Origin of the sequence: Colwellia sp. D2M02 (genome assembly GCF_018860755.1) — a bacterium.
Lineage (GTDB): Bacteria > Pseudomonadota > Gammaproteobacteria > Enterobacterales > Alteromonadaceae > Colwellia > Colwellia asteriadis.
Genome location: NZ_JAHKPW010000029.1, coordinates 1 through 17,098, shown reverse-complemented (window position 1 = coordinate 17,098; position 17,098 = coordinate 1). Strand labels below are relative to the sequence as shown.

At 37.5% G+C, this 17,098-nt stretch carries 17 protein-coding genes; 10 read left to right on the top strand and 7 right to left on the bottom strand.

Annotation, left to right across the window (positions count from 1 at the left end; all coding sequences use genetic code 11):
- Nucleotides 1-280 precede the first annotated feature (280 nt).
- Complete coding sequence (locus KO495_RS03905; RefSeq protein ID WP_215979090.1) at nt 281-796, bottom strand: DUF412 family protein; 516 nt, start codon at nt 794-796, stop codon at nt 281-283.
- Nucleotides 797-1,012: 216 nt separating this feature from the next.
- On the opposite strand from KO495_RS03905, the gene KO495_RS03900 reads away from it, so the two are divergent.
- The 6 genes from KO495_RS03900 to KO495_RS03875 all read left to right on the top strand — a co-directional run bounded on the left by KO495_RS03900 (nt 1,013) and on the right by KO495_RS03875 (nt 7,530).
- A complete protein-coding gene (locus KO495_RS03900; protein ID WP_215979089.1) occupies nt 1,013-2,239 on the top strand; it encodes an acetate kinase in 1,227 nt (408 codons plus the stop codon).
- Nucleotides 2,240-2,283: 44 nt separating this feature from the next.
- Nucleotides 2,284-4,404 carry a phosphate acetyltransferase gene (pta, locus tag KO495_RS03895; RefSeq protein WP_215979088.1) on the top strand — a complete coding sequence of 707 codons (2,121 nt, stop codon included), beginning with the start codon at nt 2,284-2,286 and terminating at the stop codon, nt 4,402-4,404.
- A gap of 447 nt (nt 4,405-4,851) precedes the next feature.
- Nucleotides 4,852-5,199 (top strand): Spx/MgsR family RNA polymerase-binding regulatory protein, encoded by a 348-nt coding sequence (locus tag KO495_RS03890; RefSeq protein ID WP_215979087.1) that lies wholly within the window; start codon nt 4,852-4,854, stop codon nt 5,197-5,199.
- Nucleotides 5,200-5,248: 49 nt separating this feature from the next.
- The gene (gene dapE / locus KO495_RS03885) at nt 5,249-6,439 is read left to right on the top strand and encodes a succinyl-diaminopimelate desuccinylase (protein WP_215979086.1); all 1,191 of its coding nucleotides are present in this window, start codon (nt 5,249-5,251) and stop codon (nt 6,437-6,439) included.
- A gap of 44 nt (nt 6,440-6,483) precedes the next feature.
- Nucleotides 6,484-7,254 carry a M15 family metallopeptidase gene (locus KO495_RS03880; RefSeq protein WP_215979085.1) on the top strand — a complete coding sequence of 257 codons (771 nt, stop codon included), beginning with the start codon at nt 6,484-6,486 and terminating at the stop codon, nt 7,252-7,254.
- Nucleotides 7,255-7,296: 42 nt separating this feature from the next.
- Entirely contained in the window at nt 7,297-7,530 is a 234-nt protein-coding gene (locus KO495_RS03875) for a DUF2897 family protein (protein ID WP_215979084.1), read from the top strand.
- A 94-nt stretch (nt 7,531-7,624) separates the two neighbouring features.
- Here KO495_RS03875 and KO495_RS03870 read toward each other — a convergent pair whose 3' ends face one another.
- From KO495_RS03870 to KO495_RS03850, 5 genes are all read right to left on the bottom strand, one after another.
- Nucleotides 7,625-8,035 (bottom strand): hotdog domain-containing protein, encoded by a 411-nt coding sequence (locus KO495_RS03870; RefSeq protein WP_215979083.1) that lies wholly within the window; start codon nt 8,033-8,035, stop codon nt 7,625-7,627.
- A gap of 87 nt (nt 8,036-8,122) precedes the next feature.
- Entirely contained in the window at nt 8,123-8,788 is a 666-nt protein-coding gene (locus KO495_RS03865) for a LiaF domain-containing protein (protein ID WP_215979082.1), read from the bottom strand.
- Between the two features lie 311 nt (nt 8,789-9,099).
- Complete coding sequence (locus KO495_RS03860) at nt 9,100-9,675, bottom strand: sugar O-acetyltransferase (RefSeq protein ID WP_215979081.1); 576 nt, start codon at nt 9,673-9,675, stop codon at nt 9,100-9,102.
- Nucleotides 9,676-9,685: 10 nt separating this feature from the next.
- Nucleotides 9,686-10,258, bottom strand: a complete 573-nt coding sequence (locus KO495_RS03855) for a tRNA-(ms[2]io[6]A)-hydroxylase (protein ID WP_215979080.1) — start codon at nt 10,256-10,258, stop codon at nt 9,686-9,688.
- A 107-nt stretch (nt 10,259-10,365) separates the two neighbouring features.
- A complete protein-coding gene (locus tag KO495_RS03850) occupies nt 10,366-11,022 on the bottom strand; it encodes a sulfotransferase (protein ID WP_354668361.1) in 657 nt (218 codons plus the stop codon).
- Between the two features lie 177 nt (nt 11,023-11,199).
- Between KO495_RS03850 and KO495_RS03845 the strand changes: the two genes are divergently transcribed.
- The 4 genes from KO495_RS03845 to KO495_RS03830 all read left to right on the top strand — a co-directional run bounded on the left by KO495_RS03845 (nt 11,200) and on the right by KO495_RS03830 (nt 15,264).
- Entirely contained in the window at nt 11,200-13,092 is a 1,893-nt protein-coding gene (locus KO495_RS03845; RefSeq protein ID WP_215979079.1) for a GNAT family N-acetyltransferase, read from the top strand.
- Between the two features lie 91 nt (nt 13,093-13,183).
- Entirely contained in the window at nt 13,184-14,125 is a 942-nt protein-coding gene (locus KO495_RS03840) for a histone deacetylase family protein (RefSeq protein ID WP_215979078.1), read from the top strand.
- A 73-nt stretch (nt 14,126-14,198) separates the two neighbouring features.
- Nucleotides 14,199-14,603 carry a DUF1801 domain-containing protein gene (locus tag KO495_RS03835; RefSeq protein ID WP_215979077.1) on the top strand — a complete coding sequence of 135 codons (405 nt, stop codon included), beginning with the start codon at nt 14,199-14,201 and terminating at the stop codon, nt 14,601-14,603.
- 49 nt (nt 14,604-14,652) lie between these two features.
- Nucleotides 14,653-15,264, top strand: coding sequence for a DUF1287 domain-containing protein (locus KO495_RS03830; protein WP_215979076.1), 612 nt, complete (start codon nt 14,653-14,655; stop codon nt 15,262-15,264).
- 445 nt (nt 15,265-15,709) lie between these two features.
- Here the strand turns inward: KO495_RS03830 and KO495_RS03825 are convergent, their stop codons facing one another.
- Nucleotides 15,710-16,891 (bottom strand): hypothetical protein, encoded by a 1,182-nt coding sequence (locus tag KO495_RS03825; RefSeq protein ID WP_215979075.1) that lies wholly within the window; start codon nt 16,889-16,891, stop codon nt 15,710-15,712.
- Between the last annotated feature and the right edge of the window lie 207 nt (nt 16,892-17,098).

The following is a 17,098-nucleotide window of genomic DNA, read 5'->3' as shown; positions in this document are numbered from 1 at the left end:
TGCTTAATATTAATGACGAACGTTAAGAGGGAATAATTAACCTGAACTCGGTTTAAGAGATATTTAACAAATTGAAATATCATCAAAAATTATTTTTCTGCATCGCTAGCTTGATAGTTTTTCTTAATTCAAGGTAAATTTCGCGTCAATAGCTTGCCTATTGCAAGTAAATTTAACGAAGAAGTTAGGAAAAGTAGCTGCTAGAGAAACATTTGTTAAGCCGAGCTCAGGTTAACTAACTCAGGCTACCTAACCTGAGTTAGTTAATCTGAGCTTGGCATTAATTACGTGCTGGAAAACTTAACTGTAATAATTGCGCTAAGTCGATATAGCGTGGTTTATATAACGTAAGTTGACTAATATGACTAATGTTATCGTTATCAGCTTCGCTGTTAACTGTATTTATTTTATCTCGATCACTACCTTGCTGTTTCGCTTTTTCTAAACCGTTACGATACCAAGACTCTAATGACGGCGGTAATAAAGTATCAGCCTTAACACCAGAAATAATTAGGGCATGTATCGGAATACTCAATAAAAAAATCGCATAAACTAATGCTTGTGGTAAAGCTGCCATCAATTTTTCAGCAGAGCCATGACCTAATGGATAACCCGAGGCAATATAAAGCTGCATCGTAAAAATAAACAACGCTAACGCTGGAAAATGTCGGCAAATTAAACGGGCAATTTGTACGCTTTTATAATCGGAGAAATACCGATTAAGCTCTGGCTTATTTGGCCATAGCGATAAATACTTTTGCCCCAATTTAATGAGTTGTACAACAGATAAGTTCATATAGCTACTATAGCAGTTTGTTATCGCTATCGACAGTTTCAATAATATAATCTTGTAAAAAGATGTAATACATCAAGTTTTTTTACGAGTGGAAGCGCTATAATTATTTTCATAAATTCGCCTATTGACTTCTTTACCAAAAGTTCGCTCAAGAAACTAAAAGATAAATTAAGCGTATCTATTGTCCTCAACTTACATTGAAATAAGACACGATTTATGAATCAAAATAACACCAACAACCCAATAGCTATTTTAGTGATTAACTGTGGTAGTTCATCGGTTAAATTCTCACTTATTCAGCCACATACCGGTGACACCTTATTATCTGGTTTAGCAGAGTGCTTATTAACCAAACAAGCCAGCATTACGCTAAAACATGCACAAGAAAAAACAGTATTACCATTAACCTCACCTTTTGATCATCAATCTGCTTTAGCCGTATTAGTGCAACACTTACACGATAATAACTTAGTGAACATGATTAAAGCGGTAGGTCATCGAGTTGTACACGGTGGTGAAAAATATGCGCAACCCGTGCTTATTACAGCAAAAGTAGAACAAGAAATTAATCAGTTAGCTGCGTTAGCGCCATTACATAATCCCGCAAACTTAATTGGTATAAAGGCCTGCAAAACTGCATTTTCACAATTACCACAAGTCGCAATTTTTGACACTGCTTTTCATCAAACAATGCCTGAAAAAGCATACCTATACGGTATTCCTTCTACGTTATATACAGAGCATGGCATTAGACGCTATGGATTTCATGGCACCAGTCACTACTTTGTTGCAAAACAAGCTGCCTCGTTGCTTAACAAGCCGTTAAGTGAATGTCATTTAATTAGTGCGCACTTAGGTAATGGCTGCAGTATTACTGCGATTAAAGCTGGAGAAAGCGTTGATACTAGTTTAGGTATGACTCCCCTTGAAGGGGTAATGATGGGGACACGCAGTGGTGATATAGATGCTGGCATTATTTTTCACCTCGTTAATAAACTCGGTTACAACATTGACGATGTAGATACTTTACTGAATAAAAAGAGTGGCTTACTCGGGCTTTCTCAACTTAGCAATGACTGTCGTACTTTAGAAGATGCGATGCTTAATAGCCTTGATGAAAAAGAGCAAAAACAAGCAACGCTCGCATTACGTGTTTTTTGTTACCGTATCGCCAAAAGCATTGCTTCATATAGTGCCAGTTTAACGCAGCTAGATGCTTTAATTTTTACCGGTGGTATTGGTGAAAACTCGAGCTGGGTACGCGCTGAAATAATCAAACAATTAGGTTTATTAAACTTTTTTGTTTGTGATGAGAAAAACACAGCCGCTCGTTTTGGCCAAGGGGGCAATATAGCCAAAGAAAATGCTCGTGCTTGTTTAGTTATCGCTACCAATGAAGAGTGGGTGATTGCCGAGCAGTCGGCCAAACTCCTTGAACTCTAAACATTACCCTAGCAACTTACACCGTATTAAATAGGATTTATCTTATGTCACATAGAATTATGCTTATCCCTGTTGGCTCGGGAGTTGGCCTAACTAGCGTCTCTTTAGGTTTATTGCATGCATGCCAACAAAAAGGTATTAACGTCGGTCACTTCAAACCCATTAGCCAACCATCACGTAACAGTTTAGCGAAAAAAAATAAAAAAATAGACGCCATTAGCCTTTCTCAAAATAGCAGCAGTGTTTCTCTTAGTTATGTTGAGGGAAAAGTCGGTGATGGCTTACACGACGTAGTATTAGAAGAAATTGTTGCCAACTTTGATGACTTTAATAAAAACCATGACGTGGTGATTATTGAAGGCTTAGTACCCACAGTCAGACAGCCTTATGCGGGTCGTATTAATCGCGATGTTGCACAAGCATTATCGGCTGATATTGTATTAGTGGCTAGCCCTGATAACGATAGCGCAGAAGACTTTGAAGATAGACTTGAGGTCAGCGCCGCAACATATGGCGGTTTAAAAAGTAAAAACCTTATCGGCTGTATTATTAATAAACTCAATAGCCCAGATCAAGACGAACATGGTTTTTTAGCTAAAGAAGAAGACATTGATAGTGACTTTAATTTAGCTCAATGGCAAAACCTAGCTATTTTTAAAGATCGTCATTTTGATTTACTCGGTACTGTAACCTGGGAAATGGATCTTATTGCGCCACGTGTTATTGATATTTGTGGTTATTTAGAAGCTACCGTTATTAATGCTGGTGATATGCAACACCGCCGCTTTCGCAGTGTTGCTTTTTGCGCACGTACGGTCTCTAACTTAGTCAGTTATCTTATTCCAGGGCGACTCATTGTTACGCCTGGTGATCGTACTGACATTATTATCGCGACCTGTTTATCTGCGCTCAATGGTACTAAGCTCGGAGGCTTAATACTTACCAACGGTTTTGAGCCATCAGAGCAAGTATGGGATTTATGCAAGCAAGCACTTGATGCTGGCTTGCCAGTGCTTTCTGTGCCTTGGGATACATGGCAAACTTCACGTCATATTATGAGCTTTAATCCTGAAATACCGCAAGATGATATTCAACGTCAAGACAAAGTTAAGCAGCATGTTGCCGATAACTTAAATAATAGTTGGTTAGACTCCCTCACCTCTACCAACAAAAAGCAAAGTTTATTTTCACCGCCAGCCTTTCGACATAAACTCACGGAACTTGCCCGTCGTGCCAATAAACTCATTGTACTACCTGAAGGTAATGATATTAGAACCATCAAAGCGGCAGCAATTTGCTGCGAGCGTAATATTGCTCGCTGCCAATTAATTGGTAATAAAGAAGAAATTTTACAAATTGCCGAACATCAAGGTATACAGCTCCCTGAGAGCTTATTAATTACCGACCCTGATAATATTCGTGATAACTATGTTGCACCTTTAGTCGAATTACGTAAAGGTAAGGGGTTAACTGATGTAATTGCTAAGGAAAACTTAAAAGATAACGTAGTTCTTGCCACGATGATGCTACAACTGGGGCAAGTGGACGGTTTAGTTTCAGGTGCTGTTAACACCACAGCAAACACGATTAGACCCGCGCTGCAATTAATAAAAACGGCACCTAACAGCTCTTTAGTGTCATCTATTTTCTTTATGCTACTACCCAACCAAGTACTTGTTTACGGTGACTGTGCAATCAACCCAGAGCCCAATGCCGAACAGTTAGCTGATATTGCCATTCAATCGGCTGACTCAGCCGCAGCTTTTGGTATTGAACCTAGAGTGGCTATGATCAGTTACAGTACCGGAAGCTCTGGCCATGGCGCTGATGTTGAAAAAGTCGCTAAAGCCACTCAATTAGCTAAAGCTAAGCGACCTGATTTAATTATTGACGGGCCGTTACAATATGATGCTGCAATTATGGAAAGTGTCGCTAAGAAAAAAGCCCCTAATAGCCCTGTTGCAGGCCAAGCAACGGTATTTATATTTCCAGATCTTAATACTGGCAATACCACCTACAAAGCGGTACAGCGATCTGCAGACTTAGTAAGCATTGGCCCTATGCTTCAAGGAATGAATAAACCCGTCAATGACCTTTCTCGAGGAGCACTCGTTGATGATATTGTTTACACCATTGCACTTACTGCAATACAAGCCACTCAATAATTAATCATTTTTTAATTATCTAACGATTAAAGCCATACATAACCGGCTTTAATCGTTAAAAATAGTAAAATTAACAGCTCACTTATTTAAAACAGCTATTTTTATATAAAACTATAATTTATCGCCACAGTTACAAAACTGAACAAAAAAACAACCTGTTATTTTTTTGTTTATTATCATATAACTACCAATCGACACCAAGGTTAGTAACAATTTTATCCACAGCTTTTGTGGATAGAATAAAGCAGCTTACATTGCACTTTTTCACTAAAAACGGCATTGTTCTCTTACTAAAAAGTAAGCTATTGACTTTAAACCCATTAAAAACCCTATTTTATAGGTGTTTACCCCTTACAATAAAATAATCCCCTATTAAAATGTCATCTGGTAATATAGGGAATAAGTAAGATTACCGACTTAGATAAATTGAATTAGCCGAGGAATACTATGATCACCGTATATGGCATCAAAAATTGCGATACCGTAAAAAAAGCAACAAAATGGTTAGAAAAAAATAACCTTGCTCATGAGCTTTACGACTTTAAAAAACAACCATTAACCACTGAATTATTGAATGATTTTGTCAAAAAAATTGATTGGTCATTGTTGCTCAATAAACGTAGTACTACTTTTCGTAACTTACCTGATGAAATTAAAGATAACCTAACCGACCAAGTTATGTTTGATGCCGTTTTAGCGCAACCAACCTTATTAAAAAGGCCATTAGTAGAACATAATGGACAGCTACACTTAGGTTTTAAAGAAGCGCAATATCAAACCATATTTGAAAAGTAGTCATTATTCTCAAAGTAAATATTATCAAAGCAATCATTAGGACATATTAGTGAACTCAAACAACCTCGAAAGTGATGTTATTTTATTAGCCAAAGCCCTGATAGAAAGAGCTTCTGTTACCCCAGAGGATGCTGGCTGTCAAAAATTATTAAGTGAACGCTTAGCCAACGTTGGCTTTAGTAATGAAACTATGATTTTTGCAGATACCACTAATTTATGGTCACGCCGTAACGGTATTAACAACACTGAAAATGACCAAGTAGTCTTTTGTTTTGCTGGTCACACTGATGTGGTGCCCGCGGGTAATCTTGAACTGTGGAATACACCACCATTTGAGCCAACAATTATTGATGGCATGCTTTACGGTCGCGGTGCAGCTGATATGAAGGGGAGCATTGCTGCCATGATTATAGCCACTGAGCGTTTTGTAAAGGATCATCCAAACCACCACGGCGCAATCACTTATTTAATAACCAGTGATGAAGAAGGCCCTTTTATTAATGGTACGACTAAAGTAATTGATACTTTAGAAGCACGTAATGAAAAAATAACTTATTGTATTGTTGGAGAGCCTTCAAGTACTAGCCATGTTGGTGATGTTGTTAAAAATGGTCGTCGAGGCTCTATTTCTGCACAAGTAACCATTAAAGGTAAGCAAGGGCATGTAGCCTACCCTGAGCATGTAAAAAACCCTATTCATTTAGCAATGCCAGCACTAACTGAGTTAAGTCAAACACAATGGGACAACGGCAATGATTATTTCCCTGCTACTAGCTTTCAATTATCGAACATTCACTCTGGCACCGGCGCAACTAATGTAGTACCAGGACATATAACTGCATTATTTAATTTACGCTACAGTACTGAGCTAACAGATCAACTTATTGTTACCCAGGTAGAGAGTATTCTCGATAAGCATCAATTAGATTATGAGATAAAATGGACCTTTAACGGTAAGCCTTTTTTAACTGAGCTAGTTAATGATAACAGTAATGTACATGGTGGATTTTTATCTGCTGTATCAAAGGCCATTGATGATGTTACGGGCACACCACCACAATTATCGACTTCTGGTGGTACTTCTGACGGGCGTTTTATTGCTCCAACGGGCGCCCAAGTCATTGAACTTGGTCCTTGTAATGCTACGATTCATCAAGTGAATGAATCCGTATCATGCCAAGACTTAGCGCTACTGGTTGATATTTACTATAACTGTTTAGTCAATGTGCTAACTAAATAACAGCTAATATAAAGTTACCTAAACCTAACTTGAAAGCATAAATAATGACAAAATTGCTAGCAATAAAGCCCGAAGAGTTACTCGGGCAAAGTGATCAACATATTCATTATATTAATGAGCGTGTTGGCATTAATAAACAAATGCTAAATGCTTATCAAGCTTTGGTTGATAGTGCTCAACAGGATGGAATTGATATTGCTATCGCCAGTGGCTTTCGTTCGTTTGAGCGACAACGACTAATTTGGAATAATAAGTTTTCAGGAATAAGCCCGATTAAAGATGTTGATAACAATATCGTTGATATAACATCATTAACACCAATTGAAATAGTACATGCTATTTTGCTCTACTCTGCCCTACCTGGCGCAAGTCGCCACCATTGGGGCTGTGATATTGATGTTTATGCAACTAACTTACTACCAAAGGATTATCAACTCAAACTTGAGCCGTGGGAATATCAAACATCGGGACCACTTGCACAACTATCCTTGTGGTTAACCAAGCACGCGCACCAATTTGGCTTTTATCTACCTTATAAGAAATACCAAGGCGGCGTTGCTGCTGAGCTATGGCATATCTCTTATGCACCATTGGCCAAGCATTACCAAAAAGCATTAACCACTGATTTACTATCAAGCTGTTTCGAACAACGTTGTATAACACAAAGCAACACTTCACCAGCCAACATTCCACCAGAGAATAATGAACAAGCCCTTTTAGGGCAAAATACCATTCAAGAAAATTTAACATTGATCATGACACGTTATATTAATAATACTAACGCGATACCTGATAACTGCTATAATCGCGCTTAATAACGCGAGTGCGTAACGTAGATAAATAGAAAGGTGATACAAATGGAAAGCTGGCTCCCAATTATAATGATTATTGTTGCCTTAGTTATTATTATTGGTAACTTAAGTACTTTTGAAAAAACAACTAAACAAAAGCTTCGTAAACAAGGACTTAATGAGCGAAAGGAAACGTTACCTAGAAGCAAAAAAAGCCAACATACAATGGGAACTATTCCCTCGCAACATGGCTTTTCTGGACACAACCGCTCAGAGTCTAAAGAGACTAACCAAGACTAAACTCCCCCAGTGACATAAACTTAACCATAACCGTTTATGCCCCTTGTTTGCTGCCTAGGTATTAAACAGTAAACCGTAAACAACAGCGAGTACGCTACATATTTAGGGTTTGAATTTCTTTTTCTGTTTGTTTAGCCAATATATCCATGGTTTTACCATGAGGTATTGGTAAACGTGTTTGTGGGTCAACTTGCACAAAAACAATATCGTCTGCTAAACAAATAGTTTTTTTAGTGACTTTATTACGCACTAAACAAGTCACCGTAATTGACGATTTGCCAACCTTTTTAGTTTCTAAACCGAACTCAACTATATCACCTTGCATTGCTGGTGACTCAAAACTAATTTCACCAATATGTTTAGTCACTAAACAATTAGTTTCAAGCTGACAAATTGCGTAAATGGCGGCCTCTTCATCAATCCATTCTAATGCCCGACCGCCGAACAATGAATTGGCATAATTTAAATCACTTGGCATTACCAAACGACGAGAGAGAAAACGCATAAAAAGCCTTAGTTATCTATTACCGTGATTAAGGCTCAATTATAGCAAACATTGAGCATTAGCTCTAATTTTTATATGGTTACTCGGTTATGAAAATAGTCGTCTCAAGCTATCCGCGAGGCTAACCAATTTCTCTTTCATACTGCGTTTAATTTTAATATCGATACCACTAAAAATTGAAAAACCTTCAATAATCAGCGTTGGACGATTAGTGGCATTAGCAATATCAAGACCTTGTGAGCTTTGGCTAGATAAATGGTTATCAACAGCACCAAAGATACAAAAAGCTTTACTGACAATATTTATATTCTCAGGAACATGAATATCAATACCGCTAAATAAACTAAACACTTTAACCCGCACTTCACGTTGGCTGAATTTTGCATCGGTAAAGTCGATTTCTGTACCACTAAAAATACTTAAACAGCGAATTTCTTTCGCGACAGACCACATACCACGACGATGACCACCGCTAAAAATATCAATCATATAATCAACATCCTCAGCCTCTCCGGGTACATAATTTGGCGCTAAGCCCTGCTTTTTACCTTCAACAAACGCTTTATCAACCGCAAGAGGTAAATCTTCGGTGAGTTGCACAAGGTCTTTATTATTTTGTAATTCCATCGCTTTATCTAAGCGACGTTCAAAGGCTTCATATGATAATTCACCATGACTATAGTTCATGATGAGTTGATCAATAACTTCACTACGTACAGTTTCAGTGGGTCTATCTTCTAAAATAACCGCCATAAATATTTCCTTGTTACGTTAACTTTTACTAGTGCTATTTAACTTGAATTGATAGTAATGAAATTTAGCCACTTTTACATGACTCTTAGGCTTTCTTCTTAACCTTATTGCTAAATTGCTAACTAGCCTGTTAAGAAAGTTCAAACAGCATTCAAGTTGTGCACACTACGCTTAGATAGAATTAGCAAAAGCGATGCCAAAATATAAATCTTTATAAAACATAAAGTTAATATTTATTCATTAAAAAACAATATCATTATGATGATATAATAGTTTTTTTAACCAACATGTGGCGATAACATAAGGAAGGATTAAAGATTGCGTATTTTTATGGCTGGATTACCCACATACACACAATTAGGTTCAATATTTTTAGTAACCACACTGCCTGCCCCCACAACACTATTATCGCCTATCGTAACACCGCCCAAAACAATAACGCCGCCGCCAAGCCAAACATTGTTACCTAAGGTAATAGACTGCGCATAATTATATTTATGCTCAAGGCGTTGTATAGGGTCAGTGTCATGAGTTACCGAAAGAAACTGCACATTAGGTCCGATCATACAATCATCACCAATAGTAATTGCTTTATTAGGTGCATGCGTTGGCTGATTATTGGCATCGATAACACTAAAATTAGTAACACTATCGAGCATAATACAATTAGCATTAATATATACCCGATCACCTAAATAAACATGGTCGCCATAATCCATATGAAAACCCGCTTCAATAATTACCTGCTCACCACATTGTGCAAATAAACCGCGAACGCGTTTTAAATTACCTTTACTGGGGCTACGCGCATATTGGCGACAAAGCTCATGAACGGCTTTGCGCTTATTAATGAGCTCTGCGGTTAGACTATTAAAGCGTTGATTCATCAAAGTAGACTTAATGTAAAACGGCTTTAATGGGTAAGCCTTTGCAAATTTCAGCTTCCGCGATTAAGATTTCTTCTAGACGTTCGTCAACCATCGCTTTATCAAAGTATTCATAGGCAAGCTCCACAAATAAGTTTTTATGTTTTTCTTCAGACTTAGCAATAGCCACATAAAGATCTTTATCTTTACCCGGTGGTAGTGCCTCTGACACTAAAAAGAACTTTTCATAACCACGGGCTTCAATTACCGCAGCAACTAATAATCTGTCCATTAAAAACAAATTAGTACCGTTTCTAAATAAAGCACGAATTTGCGTAATATAAGGGTCTTTTTTGTCTTGTCCTAACGTAACATCACGCGCAATTAATAGCTTTAATACCTGTTTGAAGTGAATGAGCTCTTCAATAGCTAAATCGGTCATAGCACGTACTAGCTTAGCTTTATCAGGATAATGCGATAACATTGCCATTGCCATACCTGAAGCTTTTTTTTCTGCTGCAGCGTGATCTTGTAAAAAGTTATTAAAATCAGCCATTACTGCATCAACCCAATCTTGGCCGGTGTCATATTTTAATTCAAACATCTGATACTCTCTTACATCCATTACGCGAACGTAATGTTAAACTTAAGTCGATAATTGCCGTAATTTTACCTGCGATACCTAATTTCTACAATCTCAGGGGCTTAAAATTAATATAAAACCTTATCAATACGACCTTTATTGGTAGACTCAACTTTTAAGGCATGATTAAGTCCTTGCCATGCTCTTACCTTACCACCGGTATTAATGACTCGAAAACCTGTCGCTTTAGCAGCGTTGTGGTCTATTTTCAAAAAAGAAAGCAAACGTAAATAGCTAGTATCATCACTCACATCAATACTGAGTAAATCTTGCTCACGACCGGTAAAGTAGTTTTCAATACCTTGCTGGTGTTGTTGGTAACATGACAGTAAAAAATCGTCTTGTGCAATATTCTCGGCCGTTAATGGTGAAAATACTTGGTTGTAACAACGCTTTAAATGTGGATTAAAGCCGCCATCATTACGCTGTAAGTTAACCATCATCCGCTGTAATAGCTGCTTAATTGACGGTAACCAACTTGATGATTCGCGTGATAAGTAAATAAAACGACTGTTAGGGTATTGTTTATCAAGTTGTTGGTAGTCACAAAAAATGGGGGTATCAGCAATCACCTCGGCGTCGATGAATGCTTGTTGAGTATAGGCGTTATGCGCTGTTTTAAAACCAAGCTCTAACATGGCTAAACAAACACTGGTAGTTGCGGTACGTGGTAACCCAATAATAAATATTTTCCCACAAGTGGCGCTTTCTTGTTCAAAAGACACTAAATTAAACCCTTAGCAAACATTTATAGGCTGTACTTATGTTTGTTGTTGAAATAAAAAGGCGCTAATTATATCTTATTTGGTAAGATATCAAACGTTCAATTGATAATGATCAATAAGCGCTTATTTAATAAGCGCATACTTGAGTGATATGCAATAGCGAAACAAGGAACTTTTATGACACCACTAGATGAGTCGCGTGATAATGTCAATTGGAGCAAGTATTTAAAGTCAGGTAACCGTATCTTCATCGGCTCTAACGCCGCAGTACCTAATGCACTAATTGACAATTTAATTGCCAATAGTGAAGGGTTACATGATATTGAAACCGTTCATATGTTAACGCTATCTGAGAATGTTTGGGCAAAGCCTGAGCATAAGGACTTATTTAAAGTTAATAGCTTATTTATTGGCGGCAAAAATATCAGAGAAGCCATCGCTGAAGGACGTGGTGATTACACCCCTTGCTTTATTTCAGATGTACCTCGTTTATTTCTAGAAAACAGTTTGCCGTTAGATGTGGCACTGATAATGGTTAGCCCACCTGATGAGTACGGTTACTGCTCTCTTGGGGTGAGCGTTGATATTGTTTCATCTGCTGTAAAAGCCGCTAAATATGTTATTGCCCAAATAAACACTAAAATGCCACGCACTAATGGTCATAGTTTTGTACACGTTAATCAAATACATGACTGGATTAATGTTGACCAAGACTTACCGCAAGTTACTCCCCCAGAGTTTGATCAAAGAACCGAACAAATTGGCCAATACGTTGCTATGCTCGTTGAAAATGGCGCAACCTTACAAATAGGTATTGGCAAAATTCCTGAGGCGGTTCTACGTTATTTAGGTAACCACAAAGACTTAGGTATTCACAGTGAAATGATATCTGATGGCGTGATTGATTTAATGCTTAAAGGAGTTATTAACAACCGAAGAAAAACTTACCATAAAGGCAAAGCTGTTATAACATTTTGCATTGGTAGCCAAAAGGTTTATGACTTTGTTGACGGTAACCCACACATTGAGTTTTATCCGTCAGAGCATATTAACTCGCCCGTTAAAATAGCCAAAAATGACAACATGATTTCAATTAATAGTGCTATTGAAGTCGACTTAACAGGACAAGTTGTCTCAGACTCTATCGGTTATCAATTTTATAGTGGTATTGGTGGCCAAGTTGACTTTGTTCGCGGTGCCTCATTAAGTAAAGGTGGTAAACCTATCATCGCACTACCGTCAACAACTAAAGACGGAAAAATATCACGTATTGTTGCGCATATTACTGAAGGCGGCGGCGTGGTAACCTCTCGTGGCCATGTGTCTTATGTTATTACTGAGTTTGGTATTGCCTCTTTACAGGGTAAAAGTATTCGCGAACGTGCGTTAGAGCTTATCCGTATTGCCCACCCTAAATTCAGAGATCAATTACTCGCCGATGTACGTAAACATTATTGGGTGCCAGAATACCAAGAGAGTAGCCCAAGTTCAGTGCCTGAGTTGGGTGCAATTGAAATGAAACGTTTTAATTTTGCTAACGTCAATTATATCCTAAGACCACTTGCTCCTGCCGATGAACGTAAGCTGCAAGAGTTTTTTTATTCTCACAATAAAGAAACGTTAATTATGCGTTACAACCACCATATCACGCAAATGACACGTGAAAAGTCATGCAACCTGGTTAGTGTTAATCAGCATACAGACTTAGCCTTGTGTTTTACCCGCAGAGACTATTTGGGCGAAGCAATACAAGCCGTTGCACGTTATTACTTTATTGAGAGTATAAACAGCGGTGAAGTTGCTTTTGTAATTAAAGAAAGCTTACGTGGCCGAGGAATGGCAACCACTTTACTCGCTGAAATGATTGCTATTGCTAAAATCCGAAAACTTGATAGTTTAATCGCTTGCGTGCGTAGAGATAATGCCTCTATGTTAAAAGTTTTTGAAAGATCAGGTTTTATTCGCCAACCTAGTGAAGACTTTGATGAAGTTAGTTTAAAACTTGCCTTAAACGAGCCTTCTTCAGTAGAGCAAAACCTCCCTGAAAGTAGCAATAATGATATTGATTAGCTTTATTGAGTTTCATTAAAGTTAACTGAGTTGTTACGTAAGCGTGACTATTAAGGGTTACGCGCTAAAAACACGAAAAAAAGAGAAATATATGTCAGTAGGAATAATAGGTCACTATCGATGTGGCGAACATAATATGGGTGAGCACCACCCTGAAAGTGGCAAACGCTTAACCGCTATTTCAGATCAGTTAATTCGCTCTGGCTTAGATTATGTTGTCCGTCAATTTGATGCTAACCCTATCGATAAGTCGCTATTTAATCTTGCTCATACCCAAGAATATATTGATTTTGTTTATAACAATGCCCCACAAGACGGTGATGAAAATTTCACCGTTGGTGAAGACAGCATAATGAATGCAAAAACCTTAACTTCAATTCAGCTATCTGCTGGTGCGGTTATTGATGCGGTTGATTTAGTTATGAATAAAACGTTAGGCTCAGCTTTTTGCACTACACGTCCACCAGGACACCATGCAGAACATAATAAAGGTATGGGCTTTTGTTTTTTTAATAATGTTGCCATTGCAGCGGCTTATGCAAAACAAAAATATGGTTTAAAACGCGTAGCAATTGTCGACTTTGATGTTCATCATGGTAATGGCACCGAAGATATTATAAAAAACCATTTTAATGATGATGCTGGCTATTTATTTTGTTCAAGCTATCAATACCCACTCTACCCCTTTGAAATTACGGAAAGTGACACACCGCCAATCATTAATACGCCGTTAGCTGCGACTGATAAAGGTGAGCAATTTCGTCAAAAATTGACTGAGCATTGGTTACCCGCGCTACATAAATTCAAACCTGAGATTATTTTTATTTCTGCTGGCTTTGATGCGCATATTGAAGATGATATGTCGCAGATAAGTTTAACTGAGGCCGATTATCGCTGGATCACCGATGAATTAAAAGTCATCGCGGAAATTTATAGTGAGGGAAGAATTGTCTCTGTACTTGAAGGGGGCTACTCACTGAGCGCTTTAGGTCGTAGTGTTGTCGCACATATCAATGGCTTGATTGGCAACTAAACCTCTAATTAGTATGCTAGCTATTTAGACATTATCACAGTAACTTAATATAACGATGAAACGAAGTACCAAAATGGATTTAAACGTACAACAAAAGTTTGCAAGCTACCCCGCACATGTTGCAGCTCGATTAACAATGGTGCGAGAGCTTATATTTAAGATTGCTAAAGAAGATAAGGTTGGTGATGTAACCGAAACTGTAAAATGGGGTGAACCCAGTTACCTTGTAAAAACAGGTAGTACAATTCGGTTTGATTGGAAAGCAACACAACCTGATGAATATTGCATATTCTTTAATTGCAATACCACCTTAATTGAAACTTTCAAAGAAATATACGGTGATACTTTTATTTACCAAGGTAAGAGAGCATTAGTATTTAATTTAACCGAGCCAATTCTTGTTAAAGAATTATCACATTGCCTTTCTATGGCGTTGCGTTATAAGAAAATAAAGCAGCTACCTTTATTAGGCGCCTAACTCACTTTATTAACTCACTTTACTCGGTATTATTCATAGGTAAAAATTAATGATAAAATTTATACTATTCGTCACATTATGGGTTTTAGCTTTAGCATTACCAGCTCAGGCTGATAATTTCACTAAAGACATCACCTCGAGTTTACTTGAAAGAACAACTCACCAAGTAACTTATGATGGCACTTACCTAGCTATACCTTACCCAAATGGCGATGTCCCGAGTAATATTGGTGTTTGTACCGATGTAATTATTAGGGCCTATCGAAGTTTAGGTAGTGATTTACAGCAACTAGTGCATGAAGACATGCGCGATAATTTCAACGTTTACCCTTCTAAACGTATTTGGGGGTTAAAGTACCCAGATAAGAATATAGATCATCGACGAGTTCCCAATTTACAAACTTTCTTCAAAAGAAAGGGAAAAACCTTACCTATAAGTCAAAACAGTGCTGATTATACTGCTGGTGATATTGTGACTTGGCAATTGCCAGGTAATTTACCGCATATAGGAATGGTAATAGCTCAAGTAGATACTATAACAGGCAACCCAATGATTGTTCACAATATTGGCCAAGGTCCTAAGATAAACGATATGCTTTTTGAATATAAAATTACTGGGCATTATCGGTTTGAGCCGCAAAAATACCGTACTCACGAGTAACTTAACAGCATAAATTATGGATGATACTAAAAGAACAAAAATTATCGTCAATAGCGCTTATGGCTTTATTACTTGTGCCTGCTATTTATTTTTAGTGACCGTGATATACGGTAAGCCTTATGGTCGCCTAATATTATTCACACTGATTCCACTGTACTCATTATATTATGTTCTAATATATAGGAAAATTTGTCTAAATTATGATGATGAAATGAAAAGAATATCCGCGTTTGGTCTGATTGGTAGAGGTACATTAGTAGGGTCAATTTACTACCTGTGCGTTTTTTTATTATGTGTTTTTATTCTGTTACTTAGTGCTATAGCTTTTAATCTTTAAAAACACTAATTCAATAACTCAATAATCATTTCATTAAACCCACATCACTCTATGTAGGCTCAACGTATAAATTTATTGAGCCTACATGCGAAACTAAATGAAACAGTTTTAACCAAATATAGCGCGCATTAAACCAATTACATGCTCGACACTCTTACCGTTTTTAACTTCTTTAATAATTGACTCGCGCTTTCCTTGAATATATTCAGGTATATCTTCCTGCGCTAGTGCATTATCAACTAACTCTTCAGGTGTCAGTTTAGTGCGAGGTCGATATGATGATTTATACACACTTTTACTAGCGCCCTTATCTTTCAAACGCAAATAATTAGAACTAAAAGCAGTATTTTCATCGGCAAATAAAAACAAGTCGACCAGAATTGAGCGCGCACTCCATAACAATTTTTCGTATTGATCTTCAGGCTCAACTTGATGCCACCATGCAAAAGTTCTTAAGGTGCCAATCATATCTTGCCAATAACCATCAAAATCAAAGCTATTAAATTTAACAATCGATAAACCTTGACACAAAACATCAATTTTACTTGTCGTCAGTGCGATGAATTGATCAGGTCTACGCATTGCTAATAGACGAGTTGCTGGAGCCAAAGGAGCTTTTTCACCATTAGGCTTTTCGATAACATACGATGAAAAAATTGCTTTATAAGCTTTAACAAAATTCTGATATTCACTTGGAGTAACGTCACCAGTCAATGGAATACACTGTAATGCCTCATCAAATTTCTCCGGCTTAGTAGCAAGCAGCATATGAAATAATTTAGCTCCTTTTGTACTAGCAAACCATTCACAATCAAAGTCATAGATTGCAGGAGAGTGATTGTTAGTATGTTTACCTGCAAATGCTAAACGGTCATTTTCAGACATCTCAGCAAGAGGAGTATCTTGTAATGTATTAACATACGATAGTAAAGACATGCGCTCTTCTAGCGCGTTCAGGTCACTTTGTTGCTTGATAAAATCAACAAAGATAGGCCAAGGGGCAATACGCGCCATTTTGAGTTGGCTAACGCTTGCACCGCTCTCTAATATTTCCTGCAATTTTTTAAACGGCTTGTGCTGCGCAGTATCTAATAACTCTTGATTTAAATCATGACGGCATAAACGCAATAGCTCGGTACACCAACCTAAAAAATCCTCTGGTCGTTCTTTGACTTTGGTTGCCATCAAATTAAGGCTTATTTCACTAATATACATTAGCGCATTTTGGTAAGTACTATTTTCGGCATCACTTAATGCCATTTTTACTGGGGAAGATAACAATTTTCTCATTAAACAGTCAAAGCTCCAACACTCAGGATATAGATAACATGTCTGCTTTCCCTAACAGACAAAACATGAATTTATAGACTATTAAGTCGTAAAGTAGCATTGCTATTAAGCAATTTTTCCTTATACAGAAAAGCAAAAAGCCCGACTCTTTCGAATCGGGCTTCTCGTGAGCTTTCGCTCGAATAGAAGTTTAGCAATGTCCTACTC